Source organism: Amycolatopsis rifamycinica (assembly GCF_000695625.1).
GTDB lineage: Bacteria > Actinomycetota > Actinomycetes > Mycobacteriales > Pseudonocardiaceae > Amycolatopsis > Amycolatopsis rifamycinica.
Map to the genome: position 1 here is coordinate 30,763 of NZ_JMQI01000067.1, position 23,910 is coordinate 54,672.

A 23,910-nucleotide genomic window follows, 5' to 3' on the forward strand; every position below is an offset into this window, starting at 1 on the left:
ACAAATCGAAGTGGATCAATTATTTCCCACCCAACCGCTTGGGTATCGTGCCACCATCAGGATACCAGGGGGCCGGAAACAGAAACGGCGCCCCGTAGTCGTGATCGAAGACGTAGCCGTACAGTCCGTCTGGCCGCTGCAGAATTCGGTGCTTGGTTCCGGGAACGTCCCACTCCAGGGAATCCTTCCACTGCTCCGCCTGCCGGGGCGAGAGCTCGCGGGCCTGATACCTGGTCTGCTGCCCTGTCCGAGGGTCGATTCGTGGAGTCCCCTGTCCCGCCTTCACGTTGTCGTACTCGGCATTGATCTTCTTCGGAAGCGGGTTGGGATCGGAGAGCCGCGGTCCTCGTTCCGCCTGCTTGGCCGCCTCCTCCGCGGCCTTTATGGACCTTTTGCCTGCCTTGGCGGCAGCCGCTGCCCAGCCTGCGATCGGTACCGTGGCCGCAGCCGAGAGGCCGGCGTTGAGGCCGTCGCCCTCCCCCATGTACCACAGCGCGTTGGCGCCGTCCGCCACCTCGCCGGCGATCGGGATGTACCCGACCAGGTCCAGCAACTGATGACCCGCATCCGCCCAGCTGTCCGCGGTCACCAGGCGCCACGCCACGCTGAGGCCGCTGAACGGGATGAGGTTCATCAACCCGGTCACCTGCTCCTCGAAGCCAGGCGCCCGACCGGGACCGGACGGCGCCAGCTCCGAGACCGGTGCCTGACCCACGGCCTGGACCACCGGGTTCTGCCCCGTCACCGCCTGCGTGATCTTCTGCGTGTTCGGATCTCCGACCACCGTCTCCGCCACGCCCGAAGCCGGCAGGTTCGGCGACGATGACACCGGTGGCTTGATCCCGCCGTTGTTGCCGTAGACCGGCTGTGTCGCCGCCTTCGGGATCGGCAACGGATTGTTCTTGACCGCCGCCTGGCCCGCTGCCCGGTAGTCGATCGCCGGTGGACCGCCGCGACCGCCACCGTGGCCCGTGCCGGTTCCCGTGCCTGGCCGGCCACCGCCGCGGCCCGGCCCCGTTGCAGGCTTCGTGCTCGTGCCGTTGCCCCAGTCGTTGCCCACCAGATCCCACGCGTGGAACGGGTCATATCCCTGGTTGGGTGGCGCGAGCTGGAGCTCCGGCCCGTAGTTCCCACGCCCGGTCGAGTGGGCCTCGGCATACTTGCAGATTGCCCAGAAGGGCACGCTCACCACGTAGCAATACCAGGGCAGATGCCCGTCTGGGTCGATGGCATTGACCGGAGTGCCGTTCCCGTACGTGTAGCGGTTGCTCGCGATCGACGGGCTGCTCGGCAGCTCGATGTCGTCGCGGGTGGTGAACGTGCCCGTCCCCGGCGTGTACCAGCGGGCCCCCATGTCGACCGCCCCGGTTGCCGAGTCGGTGTAGTCCGATTGGAAGCCGAGCGAACCGTTCGCGCCCGTCGATGCGACGCGCTCACCGAAGGGGCTATACGTCGTCGAACCCGTCAGCCCACCCGAAGGCGCCGGATCGAGACCGCCCACGACGTCGGAGTGCGCATCCGTCAATGTCAGCTGCGACGTGCCGGACGGCGTCCGCTGGGCCAGCAGGCCGGCACCGACGCCGCGGGCGTAGGTACCGGCACCGTCGGAAACAAGCTCCCGGCCGGCGCCGTCGTACTCGAAGTTCTGCCCGTTCCGGCTGACCGTCCGGTCGAGGCCGTCATAGGCGTAGGTGCCCTGACCGTGCTTCACCTGGCGGTCGAAGGCGTCGAAGGCGCTGCCGACCGTGCCGTTCGAGTCGGTCCGTGAGGCGAGGGTCCCGCGCGGCTCCCACGTGAAGGTCGCCGAGCCTTCCGTCAGCTGGCGGTTGCGCTCGTCGAACGTCGACACCGTGCCGCCGGCTTTGGTCCGGTTCCCGGACGCGTCCCAGGCGTACTCGGTCTTCGTACCGCCGGCCGTCCAGGAAGTCAGCCGGCCTGCGAAGTCGTACTCGTACGCGTTCGCCTGCGCGCCACCGGGCCCGGTCGTGTCTTTCGACTTCAGCTGATCGACGAGGTCGTACCCGTAACCGGTGGACGCGAGCACGCTGCCGTCTCCGGCCTTGACCGTGTCGGACTTCGGACGGCCGAAGTCGTCGTAGGTCATCACCCGCTTGCGGTTGCCGTACCCGATTTCGGCGGGTGCGCCGGCCGCGTCGTAACCGACGGTCTGGGTGACTCCCGTGATGCCGTCGCTCTGGGTGGCGAGCCGGCCTCGGTCGTAGGTGAAGGAAGTCGTTCCGGCCGCGTCGGTGCGCTGACGCAAGCGACCGGCTTCGTCGTACTTGTACGTCGACGTGCCACCGATCGGGCCCGCGGTCGTCAGCAGCGCACCACGGTCGTTGTAGGTGAAGACGCGGTCACCGCCGGGCGTGTCCACGGTGCGCAGCCGGCCGGCCAGGTCGTAACTCCGCCGGTGGGACGCCGTCGCTTCGGCCGCGCCGGCGCCGGTCTCCCCGGAGAGCCTGCCCAGGGCGTCGAACGTCCGCTGCCGCGTGACACCGCCGGGCGCGAGCAGCGAAACCGGTGCCCCGGCCAGGTCGTAACCGGTGGTCCAGGTCCGCTCGGCCGGCGTCGGGTCCGCGCTCGTCGGGGGTTCGATCACCGACTCGGGCAGTCCGAGCGAGTTGTAGGTGCGGATCGTCGAGTTGCCGCGGCCGTCGGTGACGCGGGTGCGCTGCCCGGCGACGTCGTAGCCGTAGGTCGTCGTGATGGTTTCGGTCGCCGAGACCGGTTCCTGCTGCTTGACCACCCGCGACGCGTTGTCGTACTCGTACCGGGTCGTCCGGTTGTACGGGTCGGTCGTCGAGAGGAGGTTCCCCACGGCGTCATAGGCCGACGACGTCTTGCGCAGGATGTGTTCCGCCGCGTCCAGGTCGTAGACCCCGGTGTTCCGACCGGCCGGGTCGATGCTCCGGAAAACGGTGTGCCCGCGGCCGTCGGTGCTGCGGACCTGGTTGCCGGCGAGGTCATAGCCCGATTGCGTCACGACACCGGCCGGGTCGGTCCTGCTGGTCAGCTGCCCGATCGCGTCGTACCCGTACTGCTCGACCTCGCCGGTCGGCGAAGTCGCCGTCTTCAGGTTGCCGGCGTCGTCGTAGCGCAGCTTCGTCGTGTAGGCGGCCGGCTCCGGGCGCCGCTCGAGCTGGGTTCGCGTGATCGGCCGCGCGAGATCGTCGTACGTCGTTTCGGTGCGGGAACCCGTCGGATCCGTCGCCGACAACTGGTCTCCCGCAACCGTGTACGAGTACTGCCAGACCCCGCCCGGCTGGTCGCCGGCGTCGTCCTTCGGGTCGATCTTCTCGACCAGCCTGCCGAGCTGGTCGTACCGGTAGCGGGTGACGGCGCCCAGCGGCCCGGTCACCGCCTTGACGTTCCCCGCGGGGTCGTACTCGGTGCGGGAGACAGCCTTCGCTCCCTGGTCGGCGCCAGGCTGGTGGTACTCGGGCGACGCGGACTCGACGATCCGCCCGGCCCGGTCATAACGGGTGGTGCTCACCCGGCCGGCCGGATCCCGGACCTCCGTCAGTTGCCCGAAGGTGTCGTAGCCGGTGGTCACCTGCGGGCGAACCTGCGTCGGGGTCGCGCCACCCGCTTCCGCCGACACGACCGCTCCGGTCACCGACGTCCGCAGCCCCAGCTTGTCGTAGCCGTAGGTCGTCGTGAACGGCGCCGGGTCGGCACCGGGCAGGTTTCCACGCGCGTCGGTGACGGAGGTGACCAGACCGCGCTGGTCGAACGTCCACGACGTGGTGAACTTCTCGGACTGCCGATTGTGGACTGTGTCGCTGACCTTGCGCCCCGCGACGTCGTAGCCGTATTCGGTCGTCTCGACCCGGCCGGCGTCGATGCGCGAGCTGTTCGAGCTCAGGCCGGTGTGGGTGATCTTCGTCAGATCACCGGCGGGCGAGTAGGCGAACTCGCTCCGGTTGGCGAGCCCCGCCGGGTCGGCGGTCTGGGCGATCCGGCGACCGGTGGTGTCGTACTCGTACGCGGTGATCCGCCCGCCCGGCTTCGTCTCCTTGACGACGTTCCCGGCCGCGTCGTAGGACAGCTCGCTCAAGGTGATGTTGCGCTTCGCGGCGGCCGGGTTGTCCGGATCGGCCACGTCGGCGGCGATGGTCTTCCACAGCCGGTCGTCGGTGTAGTACTGGTAGCGGGTCGTCCGGCCCATGGCGTCGGTCTGCCGGATGAGCCGTCCGGAGAAGTCGTACGCGTAGGACTGCAGGACCAGCGAGTCCTTGAGAACGCCGTCGCCCTGTCCGTCACCGCCGTCGTCGCCGGGGTCGGTGGCCTGGCCGTGCCACGACCGTAGCCGGACCTCGGCAATGGCGTTGCGGGCGGTGTAGGCGTACTCGTACTTGTTGCCGTCGGGATCGACGAGCCAGGTCTGGTTGCCGAAGGTGTCATAGCCGAGGAACCGGCTTCCGCCTTCCGGATCCGTCACCCGGCTCGGCCGGCCCGAACCGTCGTACTCCGTGGTGGTGACCCGGCTCGGGTCGCCACCGGTCAGATCCCGTTCCTCGACGCGGGTCACGTTGCCGTCGGCGTCGTACTCGGTGGCTTTCTGCGCCGTGTGCGTGACCCCGGTGACCGGGTTGACCGACCCGGGGCTGGTGATGGCGACCTGGCGGGACAGCGAATCGTAGGCGTACGTCGTGGTCAGACCGCCCGGGTTCGCATCGCTGATCTGGGTCTCGGTCTTCTTGCGCCCCAGGACGTCGTAGGTGAACTTGGTCGTGAGTCCCGCGGCGTTGACGATCTTCGCCAGATCACCGTTGAGGTAGTAGGAATACGTGATCACGCCGCCACGGGGATCCGTGGTCTGCTCGATCAGCCCGCGGGGCGCGTTGCCACCACCGATCGCGGCTTCCGTTCCGTCCGTGTAGACGTGCCGGACAACACCACCGTCGGGGGTCGTCTGCGATTCCAGCAGCCCGGCGACGGTGCCACCCGTGTAGGTGTAGGTGGTCGCGTAGGCCGGGTCGTTCGCACTCGCCGATCGCGCGTCCCGCGCCGACAGCACCTTGTTGTTGCGCGGATCGGTGAAGTCGTCCGTGTTGACGTAATAGGTGTAATAGCTCGTCTGGCAGTTCCCGGGGGCGATCCGGCAGCTCTTCCGGGAAACGATGTTCCCCTGCTCGTCGTGGGTCAGTACGACCTGGTTGCCCAGTTCGTCCCCGATCGTGGTCTGGAAACCCTTCTCGTCGTAGTCGTAGGTCCGGACGCCGAGTCCCATGACCGGGCCACCGACCCAGGTGCTGCCGCCGACCGGCCCGCCGCAGAAGCCCGATGGGAGGTCCGCCGGGCAACCGGGCACGGGCGGCGGAGCGGGGTTGCCGACCCCGTCCCGCCTGTCCTCGGGCCGGGTCCCGAGACCGAGCGGTGCGACGTAGCGGAGGATGCGGCCGCGAACGGGGTCGTAGTCGTAGAAGTGCAGGCGGTTGCCCGGATCCGTCACCTGGACCGTGCGCACGATGTTCGTGGCGGTTCCGGTGACGATCGGCGACACGATCTTCCAGTGGCCGCCGTGGCGGTCGGTGTACTCGCTGAGCCGGTCGGCCGTCTTGTCGTACTGGAGCTGGGCGGCGGTCCGCCCGCTCGGCAAGGTGATCTTCGAAACGTAGTCGGCGGCCGCCCTGGCTCGGAAGTGCGCCTGAGCCGCGGTCTGCCCCAACGCGTACTCGTAGAAGGCGGCTTCGTCGATCTGGCCGGAGAAGAACCGCCGGGACGACGTTCCCCAAGCCGGCCATCCGGCCGGGTTGCTCGCGTAAGCCGCGCCGACCTGGTTGTACAGCAGCTCGTCCTGGGCGATGTCGCCGTTGAGGCTACCGACCTTCTGACCGTCTAGAAACAGCGTTTGCGTCGCCAGGGAACCGGAGAGCACCACGTGGTGCCACTGGTCGTCGGTGACCGTGCCGGCGCTCGTGATGGGGGCCACGGTGCCGGTCCAGAACTGACCGCGCAGCTTGCCGTCGGTGCCCACGTAGAGCAGCGGGACCCCGGTGGCCGAAGTCGTTCCCAGTGCCGACTTCTGGTAGCCCGCGAGCGGACCGCCCTGAGCGGTCTTGAACCACAGCTCCACGGACAGATCGCGGTTCTTGCGGAAAGTGCCGTCCGGCAGGGTCATCGCCGACGAAGTCCCGTTGAACGCGGCCGCGGTGTCGGCCGACTCGGCGAGTGCCCCGGCAACGCCCAGGGTGACGTCTTGGAGCGTGGCTTTGTCCTTGCCGAGGTTCGTGGCGACCTGGCTGCTCGCGCTGGTACCGCCGGGCTCGCCGAGACGCCAGTACGACGCAGGCCGGGCGTCCGTGACCGTGCTGCGGTAGTGCGAGCCGGTGACCTGGTCGTAGCGGGTGCACCCACCGTACGGGTCGCACACCTGGGCCAGCTTGTCGCCGTCGTAGGTGTAGCGCCACGTCAACTGCTTGCCGTCGACCGGATCGGTGCTGACCGAAGAGACGTGGTCACCGCTGTAGGTGAAGTAGAAGATCCGGTCACTGGTGCGGCTGAGGACCCGCTTCAAGTGGTCGACCGTGCCGTAGTCGAGTTCGATGTAGCGTCCGGCCTGGTCGTAGATCGCGATCAACCGGCCGTCGGGACGGAACCGGTACGCGGTCTGCACTTGGTCGACCAGGACCCAGCCGCCGCCCGCTCCCTCGACCTCCGCCCGGAAGTTCGCCGGCCGTCCCTCGGGCGCCGCGAAGGATCCGTCCGCGTTGCGCCCGAAGCGGATCTGCTGCCCGTCGGCCAGAGTGACCACGACGTTGCCGGATCCGTCGTCGTCGGGTGTGACCCGCATGTCGTACCGCGTGGACCAGCCGGCGCCGAAAAGGAGGTCGCGCCGGGGATCAAGGCTGTTGTACGTGCGCGCGATGGACAGTTCCGGCCCGGTGACGGTCGCGGTCGCGTCGACCGCGCTCGAGTGGTAGTTACCGGTCTGCGGGTCGAAATCGGCTTGGGTGCCGCTGTACGGGGCATTCGCCAGGTGCGACGTGATCTCGGGTTGTGGCACCGCGGTCAGCAAGTGGCTCGGCGGCAGCTTCTGGCTCTCGGACGTCCCGTCGAAGGCGAACGCCCGCCACTGGTAGTCCTTGCTCCAGCGCAAGGCACCCGTCGGCACCGTCCAGGTGCGCTTCGCGACGTAGCCGGAATTGGTGCAGTTGACGCCGGTCTGCGTACCGTCCGCGTTCTGCTCGTACTTCTCGCAGACTTCGAAGCGGTACTTGAGCGAGGTGCTGGGCGGCGCGTCGACGTCGACCGCGTCGAGCCAGAGCTGAGGCGTGAGCGTCGGCGCGGAATAGCCGTTCGGCGGATACTGCGCCTTCACCACCGGCGGGACGTCGACGACTCTCAACGCCAGCCTGATCGGCGCGATCTGCTCGTCGGTGAACCATGCGCCACCACGGCGCAGCATGCTGAAGTCGAAGAGGTAGTCGCCCGGCTCGATCGCCTTGATGGTCGCCTCGAGCGTCACGGAAGCGCCGCGGGGGACGTCTCCGGGCAGCGAAGCTGCCTCGGTCGAGGCGACGGCGGCGCCGGAGGTCCGGAAGGCCCGGTAGCCCAGCGCGTAGTTCGCCGGCGTCCACGTCTCGACACCCCGGTTGGTCACCGTGATCTTGATCTTGCCGTTCTGCGAACGCGTCACGGGCGGGTCCACGGTCGCCGATTCGACGCGGTATTCGGCGTCGTAGACCGAGTGGGTCACGTAGAGCTGGGGCGGGTTCGCGGTCCGGTGGCCGGCGAACTTCTTCCAGCCGAACGGATCGGTCGCCGAACCGCGGATGGTGAGCCCGTAGTTCGCCTGGGCACCCGTGGTCCAGCGCTGGACCAGGTCACGACCGGCGTCGCCGAGGTTCATCAGCTCGTAGGCCGCGGGGCAGCTCGACCGCGTCTGTCCGCGGCCGATGTACCCGTGCGCGAAGGAGGCGTCCGTGAGCGCGGGGCCGAACCCGGGACCGGGGTAGCCACCGCTCGAACCCCAGGGCGAGGTCACCGGGTGGACGGTGAGCGGGCGCGGCTGGCAGGACCACGACCACGAGTTGGCCAGGTTGAGGTACGCGCCGAAGATCTTGTGGTTGCGCAGGCGGTCCTGGACACCGTCGAAGGCCAGGTAACTCGCGGCCTTGATCGGGCCGGTCGTCCCGGCCTTCAGTTCGGAGCCGCCGTCGAACCGGCTGCCGTCCTGCACGACCATGCTCGCGTTGGCCGACGACGTGTCGACACTGGGGTCGACTTCGACGGGGAACTGCCTGCTGGGATCGGCCAGCCAGTTCGGGTCCAGGTCCACCTGGAGGGCGGGTCCGCTCTTCAGCTCGACGATCCGGTAGCTCACCCCGGTCGACGTCGCGGGTTCGCCGGTGAGGGGATCCCGGGAGGCGTCGGTCATGAATCCGGCCGGGATGTGGGCGCGTTCGCGGCCGTCCTGGTCGAAGAGGACGACGCGGCCGTCGACGACAGCCGGGCGAAGGCCCCGCAGGTGCAGCGGGAAGAGCCAGGACCGCGGTGCGTCCGGCGTCCGGAGCACGATGGTTTCCTTGACACCACCGGGAACGACGTCCAGCCGGATGTCCGAGCCGGGCCGCACCGCCGGATAGGTCAGCGTGGCACCGGCGACGACCCCCGCGGACGCGGCGGACTGGTCGACGGCGTAACCGAAACTGTGGCCGGCGTCGAGCCGGACGTCGACCAGGGGCGCCCCCGCGCCGGTGGCCGCGAATTCGAGGCCGACGGCGTCGGCGGCGTTGCGCCAGCCGCCGCCCGCACGCGGCACGAGATTCGTTTCGATCGGCTGGAAGGTGCCGTCCGCAGTGCGGTAGTTGACGTCCTCGGCGTTGAACTGGGTGGTGAGCGTCCCGTCGGCGTTGGCGAAAGTGCGTTCCTTCGCGGTGCGCTGCTGCGGAAGCTCCTTGCTGGTCGCGGCGTCGAACCCGGTGCGGTTCGTCGGCCCTGCCGCCGCTCGCACCGAAGTGCTCGCCGGCTGCCCGGTACCGGTGACCGGCGGGTACTTGGACTGCAGGGAACGCGGCCCGGCCACGTTGCCCGGTCCCGCCGCGCCGTCTTGGTAACCGTCCGCCGAACCCGGCTTCTGCTTGGGCGCCAACGCCATTGCGGCTTCGAGCCGCTCGACGTCGTCGAGTGAACCCGGCGCGTCGAAGCGACCCGCCGGGCCGGCGATGCCGACGAAAAGCGCGAGGACGAGCAACACGAGCAGAGCCCGGCCGGTGCGCGGACGACGGACGGAACGCAAGCGGACAGGCATCGACGATCACCTCGGAGATCGGGGGAAACGACGGATCGCGGGCGCGCGGCACCCACGCGCGGCCCGGCCCACCGGGCCGCGCGGGCACCTACTGGTCGATCAGAACTTCGGCTTCGGCGCAGGGCCGCCGGTGAACACGGACCGGCCGCCACCGGCGGCGCGCGCGGTCAGCGCAGGCGCAACGGCTGACGAGTACACATAGGACACTCCGTCGGCGTCCCGGAACGCGGCGACGACACCGCCGGTGCTGTGTGCCGTCAAGGCGGCATCGGTCACGCTTTGGTAGGCGGCGCCGGTCCGGGCGTCGGCGAGGCGCTGCCAGTCGCGGTAGGTGGCGCTCCCCGGCGCGACCTGCTCGGTCACGTAGATGTAGCCGTCGTTCGCCTTCACAGCAACGTGAACCGTTCCGCCCGGGTCCATCGCCGCGGCGGGTACCCCGGTGGCGGTGATACCGGTGAGCGGGCTCCAGGCACCGGTGAACCCACCGCTCAGTTCGCGCTGGGTGACCACTTTGCCGTCCGGCTGAACCGCGAAGACCTGCAGGTTCTTGTCCGGGTTCGCCACCGCGGCGGCGGCAGTGGCCCAGCCGGTGCCGGGAACCGTGATCCAGGCGCTCAACGCACCATTCGCGTAGGTGGCCTTCGTGTAGAGCCCGGACGTGGTCCGCGCGAAAACGTCGATTCCGTCCGCCTGCGGCACCACGGTCAGATCCGAGCTCAATCCGGTCGAACCCAGGGCCCGCCACGGCAGGAACTGCTTGCTCGCCGGGTCTTGCGGGCGCACCCACAGCTTTCCGGCCGCGTCGACCGCGAACGCGTAGGACACGCTGTCCCACAGCACCAGCCGTGCCGGCCCCGGGGTCCAGCCGCCGAAGCCCGCCAACGCCGGCCAGCTGGTCGCGCCTGCGGTCTGGCTGCTGACACGGGTCTCGCTGTCCTGCCCGAGCGCGGTGACCTGCAAGCTGTTGTCGGCGGCCCGAACCGCCGTAGGAACGCCGGAGAACTCCTGATAGCCGGGGACGACGGCGAATTCCACGATGGCCACGTCGTCGGTGCGCTGCCGCCCGTGGATGAGCCGGCCGAAGTCGTCGACGTAGAAGTGCTGGATCTTGCTCTCGGTGCCCTCGGTGAGGAATGTCGCCGGGCTGGGCCGCGCCGGCACCGCCGGGCGCGCGGGCAGACCGGCGTCGACCAGCTTGCAGTCGTCCGTCGTGACGCTCAGCTGGTAGTCCGTGCCGATCGTGCCGACCACCTTGGGACCCGTCCAGCTGCCACCGCCCAGGTAGCGGTACCACTTGATCTGGCCGTTGTTCTTGTCCAGCGCGTAGAGCACGTCGCCACCGGCCGAGGCGACCTGCGAGAAGTTCTGCCAGCCGCCGCTGCCGACCAGCCTGGCGTATTCGATCCACCGCTGGCTCGCCGGGTCGTACTGGAAGCGGTAGAGGTCACCGGCGGGGGTGCGTGCGTAGAAGACCCCGGCGCCGGCACCGACGATCAGGTCGTACTTCGTCAACGTCCAGCCCGTGTCGATCAGGCGGTCCGTCCAGACCTTGGTCGTCTCGTCGTAGTGCACCCAGGCGAGGATGTTGTCGTGTGACCAGTAGAAGTCGCCCGTGGCGTCGACGGTAATGCGGTTCCGGTATTCGGGCAGCGTCGTGCCCCGCCAGCCGGTGGCGATCTTCTGGCTGACCCCGCCGTTTTCCCAGCCGGTGGGGAGCCGTCGCTGACGCAGGACGTCGCCGTTGTCGAGGATGGAGTACATCCGGCCGTCGGGGCCGGCGAGCGTCTTGCCGCTCCACGTGTTGCCGATCGTCGTCCGCCCCGTCCAGGAGGTGGCGCCGGTCTCGGGCTCGTTGTGACGGTCGAGGTCCAGGTGGGTGTCCGGGAGGGTGTAGAACACGCCCGCGCTGGCGCGGCAGGTGATCGTGTCGGCCGCGGTGGCCTGGGTCGCTCCGGTCGCGCTCACCACGCCGGTGAGGGCGATGGTGAAGGCGCAGCAGAGCGTGACGGGTCTCCGGACGAACGAACCTTGGCGCATGGACTTCCCCTCGTGAAAGCGTTGGCGGGCAGCGCGAATCGGCCCGCCGCACGGGAGCAACGGGCAATCGGTGAATAGGCTGGTGACGGCGCCGGTCAGCCCGGCGTTCCCCTCCTGAGCGCCGCACCTCCATGCCGCGCGAAGACGAGCTCGCCCTCCCGCGAGCTGTTCGATCTTCCTATCGATCATCCCACCCGGCCGTTACTTGTTCTTGGACAATTGCGTCATTCGGCCTACTTCTCACGGCTGGCTCGTCTCCAGAAGGCGCCATCAGCGCGCAACTCGGCACGCAGGAATCGAGGAACTGCCCGATGCCCGGCGACAACCGCGACGTCCCACCGTCGTGCGGTGTCCGGGGCGACGATGAACGACCCGTTGGCCATTCGGTGGACACCGCTCGTCATGCGCGGCGTCCAGGTCGCTGTAGAGCAGGATCGGTTTGCCGGGCTCGTCGTGGTGCCGGCCGACTCGTAGGTGGGTTATCTCGGGGCCCGCTGCACCGCGGCGAGCGCGTCGTCGACGATCGCCACCAGGAGTGCGCTTACGTGCTCGTCCGCGAGGATCCGGCGGGTACCTCCAGGTCGTGGCTGTGCACGATCTCGTCCAACTGCCTCCACGGCGACGCGTCCGCGGCCGTACCCCTTCCCGCCGCGTAGCCGCGCGACACGCCGAAGCAGGCGACGACCCAGGTGAAGTCCGGCGTCAGGAACACCTCGGACATGTACCGGCCCGGGATCGGTCGTCGATGTGTTCGGGACGACCGTGAAGCGAGCTGACCTCCGGCGTCTGCTGGACGTCGTCCCAGAACTGCGGCGGGGTGCCCGCAGTCAACGCTTCGCCGGCGAGGACACACGGCGCCGTGCCGGCTTCGGCCAGCTCTGCCAAGTGCTCCGCGGTCCTCACAGGTCCCCGAACGGAAAAGCCGGGTGCCACCCGGCACCCGGCTTCCGCAACTACCTTCAGCGCTCGGTCGAAGGCGACACCAATTCGCTCGGCCCGCCACCCGACTCCCCGGCCACCGCGGCCAGCTCCTCCCCCACCGACTCGCGGTCCGCCGGGCGGGCGTCCTTCGTCAGCAGCGACGCCACCGCGCCGATCAGACACACCACGATCGCGAAGCCGAACGCCACCGCCAATCCCGACTGGAACGGGCCCGAAATCAGGTTCGGGAAGAAGCTGCGGCCCGTCAGGAACGACGCCTGGTCCGGCGGCAGGGACGACAGCTGGCCCCCGAGGAGCTGCTGGATCGGGTTGTAGCCCAGGAACGCCGCGAACAGCACCGCCACCGCCGGGAGGTTCGCGATCTGCGCCGCCGATGTCGCCGGAACGCCGTGCTCGATCAGGCCCTGGCTCATCGTCGACGGCAGGCTCGAGGACAGGCCCGCGATGATCAAGCTGAAGAAGAAGCCGATCGACAGGACCATCGCCGCGTTCTGGAACGTCGTCATCATGCCCGCGCCCGAACCCCGCGCGTCCGCCGGCAGGCTGTTCATCACCTCCGCGCGGTTCGGGGAGGCGAACATGCCCATGCCGATGCCGTTCAGCAGCAGGATCGCCGCGAACGCCCAGTAGTCGAAGTTCACCGGCAGCAGGATCAGCAGCAGGAACGTCACCGCGGTGATGAGCAGGCCACCCGAAGCGAGGAAGCGGCTGCCGATGCGGTCGGACAGGACGCCCGACGCCGGGGCCGACACCAGGAAGCCGACCGTCATCGGGAGCATGTAGATGCCCGCCCACAACGGCGTCTGCTCGAACGTGTAGCCGTGCTGCGGCAGCCAGATGCCCTGCAGCCAGATGATCAGGATGAACTGCAGCCCGCCGCGGCCGAGCGACGCCGTCAGGTTGGCGACGTTGCCCCAGGTGAACGAGCGGATGCGGAACAGCGACAGGCGGAACAGCGGGTTGTCCACCTTGGTCTCGATGACCACGAAGGCGACCAGCACGGCGGCGCCGCCGATCAGGCAGCTCAGCACGAACGGGCTGCCCCAGCCGGTCGGCGAGGAGCCGTAGGGCTGGATGCCGTAGGTGATGCCGACCAGCACCGCGATCAGGCCGACCGCGAAGGTGATGTTGCCCCACCAGTCCATCCGCGCGTGCTTGCGGACGCCGGTGTCGTGCAGCTTGAGGTACGCCCAGACCGTGCCGATCACGCCGAACGGGACCGACACCAGGAAGATCAGGTTCCAGTCGATCGGGGCCAGCACGCCGCCGACGACCAGGCCGAGGAACGAGCCCGCGATGGCCGCGACGCCGTTCATGCCGAGTGCGAGGCCGCGCTGGTTGGCCGGGAAGGCGTCGGTGAGGATCGCCGAGGAGTTCGCCATCAGGAAGGCGCCGCCGACGCCCTGCACGATCCGCCAGCCGATCAGCCACAACGCGGCCGCGTCGCCGTCGAACCACGTCACGGCCAGCATGATCGACGACACCGTGAACACGGCGAAGCCGAGGTTGTACATCCTCGCGCGGCCGTACATGTCGCCGAGCCTGCCGAAGCTCACCACCAGCACCGCGGTGACCACGAGGAAGCCCATGATCATCCACAGCAGGTAGCTCGTGTTGGCCGGTTCCAGGGGGTTGATGCCGATGCCCTTGAAGATGTCGGGCAGCGCGATCAGCACGATCGAGGAGTTGATCGTGGCGATCAGCATGCCCAGCGTCGTGTTGGACAGCGCGATCCACTTGTACCGCGGCCCCAGTTCCGCGATCGAATACGTCCGGCGTTCCGCCACTGTGCAACCCTTCTGCTCGCCAGTCCCTTAGCTAGGCTAAGCAACTTGCTTGCGTATGGCAACCAACAGCGCGAAACGCATGGGAGAGCATGATCACAGTCGCTTGACTGTCCTTTGAGGACCCTTTACGCAGCGCCGCGGAACCGGACGCCGCGAGCTGTCCACAACCCGAGCCTGTCGGACCGGGCTGTGGACAACCGCGGTGCGCGAGCCCGGAACCGTCGGTGCCTGCCGGTAACGTTGAAACCGGGGGTCCCCCTCACGGCGAGGGGCCCACCAGCCGCCCGAGCACGGCCACGCCCTCGGCGATCTCCGTCGCCGTCCGCGCCGCGTACCCCAGCACCAGGCCCGCCCGCCCCGGCCGCTGCCGGTGCCACGACAGCGGCTGGACCTTCACCCCCTCCGCCAGTGCCGCCGCCGCCAGCTCGACGTCGTCGACGTCGGCGTCGAACGTCACCGTCAGGTGCAGGCCCGCCGCCGCGCCGTGGACCACCGCCGACGGCAGCTCCGACGCCAGGGCCCGGATCATCGCGTCGCGACGGCGGCGGTGCCGGCCCCGCACCACCCGCAGCTGCCGCTCCAGCTCGCCGTTCTCCATCAGCCGGGCCAGGACCAGCTGGGCCAGCACCGGGTTGCCGAGGTCCGCGAACCGCTTCGCCGCCACGAGATCGGCGAAGAACGGCGGCGGCGCCAGCAGCCAGCCCACCCGCAACGCCGGCGCCAGCAGCTTCGAAACACTGCCCATGTAACACACCTCCGGCAGCATCGACCGGACCGCGGGCACCGGCGCGCGGTCGTAGCGGTGCTCGGCGTCGTAGTCGTCTTCGAGCACGATGCCGCCGGAAGACGCCCAGCTCATCAGCTCCCTGCGGCGCGAGCCGCCCAAGACCACGCCCATCGGGAACTGGTGCGCCGGGGTCAGCAACACCGCCGGCGCGCGCAGCTCGGACACGAGCAGGCCGTCGTCGTCCACCGGGACCGGCGGTGTCGCCAGGCCGCCGTGGCGCAGGTGCTGGCGAGCGCCGAGCGATCCCGGGTCTTCGACGGCCACCGCGTCGACCCCGTGGTGCCGCAGCACCTCCCCGAGCAGCGTCAACGCCTGCGCCACTCCGGCCACCACGATGATTTCGCCCGGATCGGCACGGATCCCGCGGTTGCGCGCCAGCCAGCGCGACACCGCCAGCCGCATCGGCGGCGCGCCGCGCGGGTCGCCGTAGCCGAAGTGGGACGGCTCCAGCTCCTCCAGCACCGCCCGCTCCGCCCGCAGCCACGCCGCCCGCGGGAACGCCGTCAGGTCCGGGACGCCGGGGGTCAGGTCGATCCGGGCCGGGGCCGCGCGGACCGCGTCGAAGACCTCCGCGCCCGGCAGGGGCGTGATCACCGGTGACCGGGACGGCCGGTCCGGCGACGGGGACGGCGGCAGCACGGGCGCGGCGACGACGACCGTCCCCGCCCGGCCGCGGCCCGCGGCGTGGCCGTCGTCGATCAGCCGCTGGTAGGCGTCGGTGACCACGCCGCGCGACACGCGCAGCTCGGCCGCCAGCACGCGGGACGCGGGCAGCCGGCTGCCGACCGGGAGCCTGCCGTCGGCGATCGCGCGCGCAGCTGGCCGGCGAGCCAGTCCGCGAGCCCGCCCGGCGGCGCCTCGCGGACGTCCAGCTGGAGGAAGTCCGACCCTATGGACCCCTTGGGAAGCGTCGTTTTGGCTCTGTCCATCGGACCATTGTGGCCGCACGCTGAACCCATGGACACCGCTTACGTGCACGGGTACACCGAACCCGAAGCCCGCCGCCTCGGCGACCAGGCCGACACCCTCGCCGAACTCCTGCACGCCGGGACCGCCTACCCCGCCGGGAGCCGCGTGCTCGAGGCCGGCTGCGGCGTCGGCGCCCAGACCGTCCACCTCGTGGCCCGCAGCCCGGGCGCGCACCTGACGGCCGTCGACGTCGAAAGCGCGTCCCTCGCCCAGGCGCGGGAGCGGGTGAGCGGCGTCGACTTCCGGCAGGCCGACCTGTTCGACCTCGACGGCGAGTACGACCACGTCTTCGTCTGCTTCGTCCTGGAACACCTGCCGGAGCCGGAGAAAGCCCTCGCGCACCTGAAGACCCTCTTGCGGCCGGGCGGCACGATCACGGTCATCGAGGGCGACCACGGGTCGGCGTTCTTCCACCCGCGCGGCGAGGCCGCCCAGGCCGCGATCGACTGCCTGGTCCGGCTGCAGGCCGACGCCGGCGGTGACGCGCTCATCGGGCGGCGCCTCCACCCGCTGCTGACCGGCGCCGGGTTCGCCGAGGTCAGCGTGGCACCGCGCACGGTCTACGCCGACGCGTCGCGGCCCGATCTGGTCGCCGGGTTCACCCGCGACACCTTCACCGCGATGGTCGAAGGGGTCGGCGAAACCGCCGTCGCCCGTGGGCTGATCACGCAGGACCGCTGGGACCGGGGGATCGCGGACCTGCACCGGACGACCCGCGAAGACGGCACCTTCCACTACGCCTTCTTCAAGGCCACCGGGAGCAGGCCGTGATCCCGCGGCCGCGGCTCGCGGGCAGCACCGACGTCGTCGACCGGGACCGGCAGCGGCTGGAAACCGACCTGGCCGCCCGCGAACCCGCTCAGCCCGCGACGCGCTCCGCCAAAGCCGCCAGGTGGTTGCGGACCCGGATCGCGCCGGGCACGCGTTCCCCGGCGTAGCAGGACAACGCGCGCTCCCACTGCGAGCGCGCCGTCTCCGGGTCACCGAGTCCATAGTGGACTTCACCGAGCCCGCAGTGGGCCCGGCCCTGTTCCGGACGGCAGCCCGTTTCCTTCGCCACGGCCAGGGCTTCGCGGTGGTACCGCAGCGCGTCCGAGGTGGCGCCGCGCGCGGCGGAGAGGCTGCCCAAGCTGTTGAGCACGCGGGATTCCACGCCGCGGTCGCCGCATTCCCGGGCCAGGCTCAGCGCCTCTTCGAGGTGCTGGGCCGCTTCCGCGTGCCGCCCCTGCGCCAGCCGCACGTCGCCCAGGTGCTTCAGCGCGACACTGCGGTTGGGCGGGCTTCCCGTCTCCTGCGCGATCTCCAGCGCCCGCTGCAGGTGCGCCGCGGCTTCGGCGTACCGGCCGCGCGCGTGTTCGACGTCGCCGAGGATGCCCAGGGCGTACCCCTCGCTCACCCGGACGCCCATCGCGCGCAAGTGTTCCAGCCCCTCTTCCAGGGCCCGGACCGCTTCGTCGTGCCGGCCCAGCGCCGACAGCGCGTCGCCCAGGTTGACCAGCGCGTAGCCCTCGCTCGTGCGGTCGGCGATGTCGCGCGCCAGTGCGAGCGCCTCTTCGAAGTAGCCGATCGCTTCGCCGTACCGGCCGATGCCGCGGCAGGAACAGCCGAGTACCACCAGGACCAGGCCTTCGCTGGTTCGGTCGCCGGTCTTCCGGGCCAGTGCCAGTGCCTCCGTCGAGTAGCGGATCGCGTCGGCGAACCGGCCCAGTGCGCGGCACACGAGGCCGAGGGTGTTGACCGCATGGATTTCGGTGCGCCGGTCGCCGGTCTCGCGGGCCAGGACGAGCGCCTCCTCCAGGTACCGCAGCGCTTCCGGCGACCGGCCGACCCGCCAGTGGCCCAGCGCGATCAGGACGAGCGGCTCGGCCTCGGCCGCCCGGTCGCCGGCGTCGTGCGCCAGCGCCGACGCGTGCGTGTGCAGCACCAGCGCTTCCTCGTGGTAGCCGCCGACGTCGAGGTAGTGCCACAGGATCCCGGACAGCAGCCGCAGGTGGTCGGGCCAGCCGTGCCGGGTCGCGTGCGCGGCGACGGCGAGGAGGTTGCGGCGCTCGGCCTCCAGCCACGCCTGCGCGTCGAGCACCTTGACTTCGGGGTCCGGGACGCGCGGCCGCAGGTGCCGTTCCTGCGGCAGGACGACGTCCATGGCCTGCGCGGCCGAGGAGACGTAGAAGTCGAACAGCCGCTGCTGGGCCTCCCGGCTCTCGCCGGGGTCACCGGCCGCCAGCTCGGCGGCGTAGACGTTCAGCAGGTCGTGCAGCTGGACGCGGTCCTCGCTGGTCTGCTGCACCAGGTGGGCCCGCACCAGGGCCCCGGCCAGCCGTTCCGCCTCCGGCAGGGGGACGCCGGCCAGCGCGGCCAGCGCGGGCGGCGTCAGGTCGCGGCCCGGGTGCAGGCCGCAGAGCCGGAACACGCGGGCCGCGTCGGACGCGAGGTTGCGGTAGGACCAGGAGAACACCGCGCGGACCGCGGTCAGCGGGTCACCGCCGCCGTCGAGCAGGTCGAGCCGCCGCCGTTCGTCCGCCAGCTCGGCCGCGAGCGCGGCCAGCCGCTCCCCCGGCCGGCTCAGCGCCAGCTCCGCGACCAGCCGCAGGGCCAGCGGCAGCTGGGCCGCGTACCCGATCAGCGCCGCGGTGGCCTCGGGTTCGTCGTCGACGCGCGAGCCGAGCAGCGCCCGCAGCAGGTCGCGGGCCTCGGCCTCGGTGAGCAGGTCGACGAGCACGCGGCGGGCACCGTGGCGGGCGACCAGCCCGGGCAGCGCGTCCCGGCTGGTCACCAGGACCAGGCAGGTCGGCGAGCCGGGCAGCAGCGGGCGGACCTGCCCGACCGAGTTCGCGTTGTCCAGCACCAGCAGCATCCGCCGCCCGGTGAGCGCGGTGCGGAACTTCGCGGCGCGCTCGTCCGGCTCGGCGGGGATGTCCGTGCCGGGGACGCCGAGGGCGCGCAAGAAGCCCGACAGCGCGTCGCCCGGGTCCACCGGCCGGACCGTGCCGTAGCCGTGCAGGTCGAGGTAGAGCTGGCCGTCCGGGAACTCCGCGGGCGAGCGCCGCGCCCAGTGCACGGCCAGCGCGGTCTTGCCGACGCCGCCGGTGCCGGAGAGGACGGCGATGCGCGCCGCGGTGTCGCCTTCGCCGCGGTGCAGCAGCGCGTCCAGCTCGGCCAGCTGGGCGGCGCGGCCGCGGAAGCCGGGGACGTCGGCGGGCAGCTGCGCCGGCACCCGGGCCGGCGGCTCCGGCGCGGCGAAGTCCTGCCGCAGCACCTGCCGCTGGGCGGCCCGCAGCTCGGGGCCGGGTGCCAGGCCGAGTTCGGCGTCGAGCCGGCGGCGCACCTCGTCGAAGACGTCGAGCGCGGCGGCTTGGCGCCCGGACGCGGCGAGCGCCAGCATCAGCTTGGCGTGCGCGGACTCGTTCAGCGGCTCCTCCGCGGTCAGCGCCCGCAGCCGGACGGCCGCGTCCTCGGGCTCGGCGACTTCGGCGTAGGCCAGCACGGCCTTGGCGCGCCGCATCGCCAGCGCGAGCCGGGCGGGGTGCTGGCGCAGCCGTTCGACGTCGGCGAGCGCCCGGCCGCGCCAGAGGTCGAGGGCCTCTTCGAGGGCGTTGCGCGCGAGGAGGGCCTCGAACCGCAGCAGGTCGAGCTCGTCCTCGCCGGCCACGAGGCGGTAGCCGCCCTTGTCCGTGGCGATGAGGTCGGCGGGCCGCAGCGCCCGGCGCAGCCGCGCGACGTAGGTGTGGAGCAGCTCCAGGCACGACGGCGGCGGCTCGTCCCAGATGACGTCGACGAGGTCCTCGCGCCGGACCGTCCGGTTCGGCTGCAGGGCCAGCAGCGCCAGCAGCAGGCGCTGCTTCTCCGCGCCGATCTCCACGGCTTCGGTGCCCCGCGTCACCGTCAGCGGGCCCAGGACGCCGAGCCGCACGGGCTCCGGCGGCGCTTCGGCGAGCACTTCCCGCAGCTTGCGGGCCGTCTCCGGCCGGGGCCGCCGGACGCTGCCGCGCTCGGCGTTGCGCACCGCGCGCAGGCTTAGCCCAGCCCGCTCGGCGAGCTCGGCCTGGGTGAGGCCGGCGAGCACACGCCGGTCCCGCAGCCATCCGGCGAACGACGGGCCTTCGTCCACAGGCGTCCTCTCCTGCGTCCTCGAGCGGAACGTACCTCTCCAGCATCACGATCGTGCCGCCCGAGATGTACCACCGATCGGCGAAGATAACCGTTTCCGCAGGTACGGACCGTGACGGCGGCGGGAGGCGGCGGTACAGGCGCTCGTCCACCGCGCTTTCCTAGGCTTTCTCGGGTCCGGTGGTGGCGAGGGGTTCGCGGAGCAGCCGTCGCCTGGGGTACGACGGCTGCACCCGGACCTTCACACGCCGAAGCGCTTGAGCAGGGCCCGCACCGCCGCCGGGTCCTCGACGTGGGCGTTGTGCCCGAGGCCGGCGAGCGTGACGGCGTCGGGGTCGAGCGCCCGCAGCTGCTCCGGACGGCTCATCGGGTCGTTCTCGCCGGCGGCGAGCACCACCGGGCAGCGCGCCCCGGCCAGCAGGGCCGGCATGTCCGGCGCACCGAGGCCGAACGCGGCCGGGTCCATCGCGAGGCGCCAACCTCCCTCGGTCTCGCGAAGCCCGGCCGGGTCGGTCGGGGCGATCCCGAGCAGCCCGGACACCTTCAGGTAGGCCTGCTCGGCGTCCTCACGCGTGGCGAACACCCGGGGCGGCTTGGCCGCGAAGGAGGCCGCGCGGTTCAGGTCGTCCTGGCTCCACTCGACCTTCACGCCCAGGGCCAGCACGCCGGCGACCTCGACGTCGTAGCGGTCGGACGCCAGCTCCAGCGCGAGCACGCCGCCCAGCGAGTGGCCCGCAACGATCAGCGGCCCGCCGTCCGGCAACGCCCGGGCGACCGCCTCGGTGAGCGTGGCGAAGCTGTAGTGCGGCAGCGGCGCGGACGGGCCGTGCCCGGGCAGGTCGGGCACGAGGACGCGCCGGTCCAGCAGGACGGAGAAGTGGGCCCAGACGGCGCCGGTCGCGCCGAGGCCGTGCAGGAGGAGGACGGCCGGGTCGCCCTTGCCGCCGGTGCGCATGTTGAGCGTGTCCATCCGCGCAGCTTCCCAAACTGTCGGTGGGCGCGGCTAGGGTCGGCCCGTGGCGATCACCGATCCGGACACCTACGTAAGAGGCGTCCCGTACGACGAGCTGGCGCGGCTGCGGCGCGCCGGCCCGGTGGTGCGCGTCGACGACTTCTGGGCCGTGCTGGGCCACGCCGAGGTGCGGCGGGTGCTGCGCGACCCGGGAGTGTTCTCCTCGCACCTCGGCGGAACCCAGATCCGCGACGCGGCCGACCTCGCCTACGTGCGCCGGATGATGCTCAACATGGACCCGCCGGAGCACGGCAGGCTGCGCGGGCTGCTGACGAAGGCGTTCACCCCGCGCGCGATCGCGAAGCTGGCTTCGCAGATCGAAAGCTGGGCGCGGGAGCTCGTCACGGCGGTCGCCGATCGGGGCGAGTGCGACTTCGCGCAGGTGGCCGCCGACCTGCCGTTGCGCACCCTGGCCGGGGTGTTCGGGGTGCCGGAGGAGGACCGGCGGCTGATGTACGACTGGAGCAACCGGGTGATCGGCTACCAGGACGCCGAGTACGCGGTGAGCTCGACCGTCTCCGGTTCCGAGGTGAGCGACCTCGCCCGGGCCGCCCTCGCCGTCCGCCCGTCGCCGGGGCCGGACGGGTCGATGCCGGATCCCCGGACCCGCGCGGGCATGCCGGACCTCTACGCGTACGCGAACGCGCTCGGCGAGTACAAGCGCGAGCATCCGGGCGACGACGTGATGAGCAACCTGATGCGGCACGTCGGTGACGACGGCGGGCGCGTCTCGCTCGCCGAGTTCGAGAACCTGTTCTGGCTGTTTTCCGTGGCGGGCAACGAAACCCTCCGCAACGGCCTGCCCGGTGGGCTGCTCGCGCTGCTCTCCCACCCCGGGCAGTACCGGCGGCTTCTGGACGACCGGTCGCTGCTGCCCTCGGCGGTCGAAGAGATGCTGCGGTGGTGGACGCCGGTCATGCACTTCCGGCGCACGGCGGTTTCCGACATCCGGTTGTCCGATGTGGACATCGCCGCCGGCGACAAGGTCGTGGTCTGGTTCTCCTCGGCCAACCGTGACCCCGCGGTGTTCCCCGATCCGGACACCTTCGACATCGGCCGCACGCCGAACGACCACCTGACCTTCGGCCACGGCCCGCACTTCTGCCTCGGCGCCCACCTCGCGCGGGTGCAGCTGCGGGCGATGTTCGACGCGGTGCTCGACCTGCTCGGCTTCGTGGAGCTCGCCGGCGAGCCCGTGCGGCTGCGGTCGAACTTCCAGAACGGCCTCAAGTCGCTGCCGATCCGGTGGGGGCGCTGATGGAGATCCGGGAGCTGCGGGCGTTCGTCGCGGTCGTCGAGGCGGGCGCGATGTCGAAGGCGGCGCGGCAGCTGCACCTGAGCCAGCCGGCGCTGTCCCAGACGATCACGGCACTGGAACGCCGGCTCGGCGTCCGGCTGCTGGTGCGCACGAGCACCGGCGTGCAGGTCACCGACGCCGGGACGACGCTGCTCGGCGAGGCCCGCGCCGTGCTGGCGCGCCACGACCAAGCGCTCGCCGCGATGGCCCGGCACACGGCGGCCGGCGGTGGCGTCCTGCGCGTCGGCGTCCCCCTGGAACTGCCACCGGACCTGCTGCCCGCGGCGCTCGCGCGGCTGCCGGACACGCGGGTGCAGGCCCGGCACCTCTCGTCGGTGGCCCAGGTGGCCGCGCTGCGGGCCGGCGAGCTCGACGTGGGGCTGGTCCGCGAGCGCCCGGCCGGGCCCGACCTGGACGCGGTGCTCGTGGTGACCGAGGACGTCGGCGTCCTGCTGGCCGCGGACCTCGCGGAGAAGCTGGGTTCGCCGGTCCGGCTCGAGGACCTGGCCGGCCTGGAGTGGTTCGCCTTCCCGCGCGCGGGCAGCCCGGCCTGGTACGACGAGCTCGCGGCGATCCTGCGCAGCCACGGCCTCGACGTCGGCCCCGAGGTCCCGGAGGAACAGCGGCTGATCGTCGAGCTCAAGATCCCGGCGGTCAGCGCGGGCGGGGCCTACGCCTTCGCGCCGCCCGAGTGGCCGTACCCGCTGCCGGACACCGTCCGGTGGGTGCCGCTGGCCGGGAACCCGATCGTCCGGCGGACCTGGGCGGTGTGGCCGGCGACGTCGCGGCGGCGGGACGTCGCCGAGTTCGTCGCCGCGCTGGAAGACCATCGGCGGAACGGATCGGAGGTATAAGGAGGGCCGAACGCTCCCCCGGAAGTCTGGTGCGGGTGGTCTCGCTTGAACCCTGCGACCGGGAAACACCCGGGTTTCGGAGGAGCTGAACGATGACTGCAGAACTGTCCGGGTCGACGGCACTGGTGACCGGCGGGACGAGCGGGATCGGCCGGGCGACGGCGATCACGCTGGCCGGGCTCGGCGCCCACGTGGTGCTGTCCGGCCGGGACGCCGGGCGCGGCGCCGAGGCCGTCGAGACCATCCGCGCGGCGGGCGGGAAGGCCGACTTCGTCGCGGCGGACCTGAAGGACGCCGCCTCGGCGCGGGAGCTCGCGGCCCGCGCGCGGGAGCTGGGCGGGCCGATCGACGTCCTGGTCAACAACGCCGGGATCTTCCCCACCGGGCCGACCGCGGACTTCGCCGAGGCGGACTTCGACACCGTGTTCACGACGAACGTGAAGGTGCCGTTCTTCCTCGTCGCCGAGCTGGCGCCGGAGATGGCGGCGCGCGGGCGCGGCGCGATCGTGAACGTGTCGACGATCGTCGCGAAGAACGGCATGGCGGGCATGGCCGTCTACGGCGCGTCGAAGGCGGCGGTCGAGCTGATGACGAAGGCGTGGGCGGCGGAGTTCGGGCCGTCCGGGGTGCGGGTCAACGCGGTCAGCCCCGGCCCGACCCGCACCGAAGGCACGGCCGCCTTCGGCGACGGCCTGGACGAGCTGGCGGCCGCGGGCCCGGCGGGCCGGGTGGGGACCCCGGAGGAGATCGCGGCGGCGATCGCGTTCCTCGTCGCGGGCGACGCGAGCTTCGTCCACGGCGTGGTGCTCCCGGTGGACGGCGGCCGCGCGGCGGTGTGAGTCCCGGCGGGACGGCGTCA

The 23,910-nt window shown here is 71.3% G+C and carries 10 protein-coding genes and 1 pseudogene; 4 read left to right on the top strand and 7 right to left on the bottom strand.

Annotated elements, in window-relative coordinates:
- Nucleotides 1-19: 19 nt before the first annotated feature.
- The 5 genes and pseudogenes from DV20_RS32665 to pdxR form a co-directional block, all read right to left on the bottom strand.
- On the bottom strand, nt 20-9,259 hold the full coding sequence (locus DV20_RS32665; RefSeq protein WP_152603785.1) for an RHS repeat-associated core domain-containing protein: 9,240 nt from the start codon (nt 9,257-9,259) through the stop codon (nt 20-22).
- A 99-nt stretch (nt 9,260-9,358) separates the two neighbouring features.
- Entirely contained in the window at nt 9,359-11,296 is a 1,938-nt protein-coding gene (locus tag DV20_RS43270; protein WP_051736229.1) for a tachylectin-related carbohydrate-binding protein, read from the bottom strand.
- A 541-nt stretch (nt 11,297-11,837) separates the two neighbouring features.
- Entirely contained in the window at nt 11,838-12,017 is a 180-nt protein-coding gene (locus tag DV20_RS32675) for a hypothetical protein (RefSeq protein ID WP_043786960.1), read from the bottom strand.
- Between the two features lie 238 nt (nt 12,018-12,255).
- Entirely contained in the window at nt 12,256-14,025 is a 1,770-nt protein-coding gene (locus tag DV20_RS32680) for an MFS transporter (RefSeq protein ID WP_043786962.1), read from the bottom strand.
- A 259-nt stretch (nt 14,026-14,284) separates the two neighbouring features.
- Nucleotides 14,285-15,741, bottom strand: a pseudogene (gene pdxR, locus DV20_RS32685) (MocR-like pyridoxine biosynthesis transcription factor PdxR).
- Between the two features lie 28 nt (nt 15,742-15,769).
- On the opposite strand from pdxR, the gene DV20_RS32690 reads away from it, so the two are divergent.
- Nucleotides 15,770-16,552 (top strand): methyltransferase, encoded by a 783-nt coding sequence (locus DV20_RS32690; protein ID WP_043786964.1) that lies wholly within the window; start codon nt 15,770-15,772, stop codon nt 16,550-16,552.
- 88 nt (nt 16,553-16,640) lie between these two features.
- Here DV20_RS32690 and DV20_RS32695 read toward each other — a convergent pair whose 3' ends face one another.
- Together DV20_RS32695 and DV20_RS32700 are read right to left on the bottom strand one after the other, a co-directional pair.
- Nucleotides 16,641-19,889 carry a tetratricopeptide repeat protein gene (locus DV20_RS32695; RefSeq protein WP_043786966.1) on the bottom strand — a complete coding sequence of 1,083 codons (3,249 nt, stop codon included), beginning with the start codon at nt 19,887-19,889 and terminating at the stop codon, nt 16,641-16,643.
- Nucleotides 19,890-20,129: 240 nt separating this feature from the next.
- Nucleotides 20,130-20,858 carry an alpha/beta fold hydrolase gene (locus DV20_RS32700; RefSeq protein WP_043786968.1) on the bottom strand — a complete coding sequence of 243 codons (729 nt, stop codon included), beginning with the start codon at nt 20,856-20,858 and terminating at the stop codon, nt 20,130-20,132.
- A 46-nt stretch (nt 20,859-20,904) separates the two neighbouring features.
- On the opposite strand from DV20_RS32700, the gene DV20_RS32705 reads away from it, so the two are divergent.
- From DV20_RS32705 to DV20_RS32715, 3 genes are all read left to right on the top strand, one after another.
- Nucleotides 20,905-22,158, top strand: coding sequence for a cytochrome P450 (locus tag DV20_RS32705; protein WP_043786969.1), 1,254 nt, complete (start codon nt 20,905-20,907; stop codon nt 22,156-22,158).
- Nucleotides 22,158-23,051, top strand: coding sequence for a LysR family transcriptional regulator (locus DV20_RS32710; protein WP_043786977.1), 894 nt, complete (start codon nt 22,158-22,160; stop codon nt 23,049-23,051). Before DV20_RS32705 ends, DV20_RS32710 begins: the two co-directional genes overlap by 1 nt.
- Before the next feature lie 92 nt (nt 23,052-23,143).
- On the top strand, nt 23,144-23,890 hold the full coding sequence (locus DV20_RS32715) for an SDR family NAD(P)-dependent oxidoreductase (protein WP_084093786.1): 747 nt from the start codon (nt 23,144-23,146) through the stop codon (nt 23,888-23,890).
- Nucleotides 23,891-23,910: the final 20 nt, after the last annotated feature.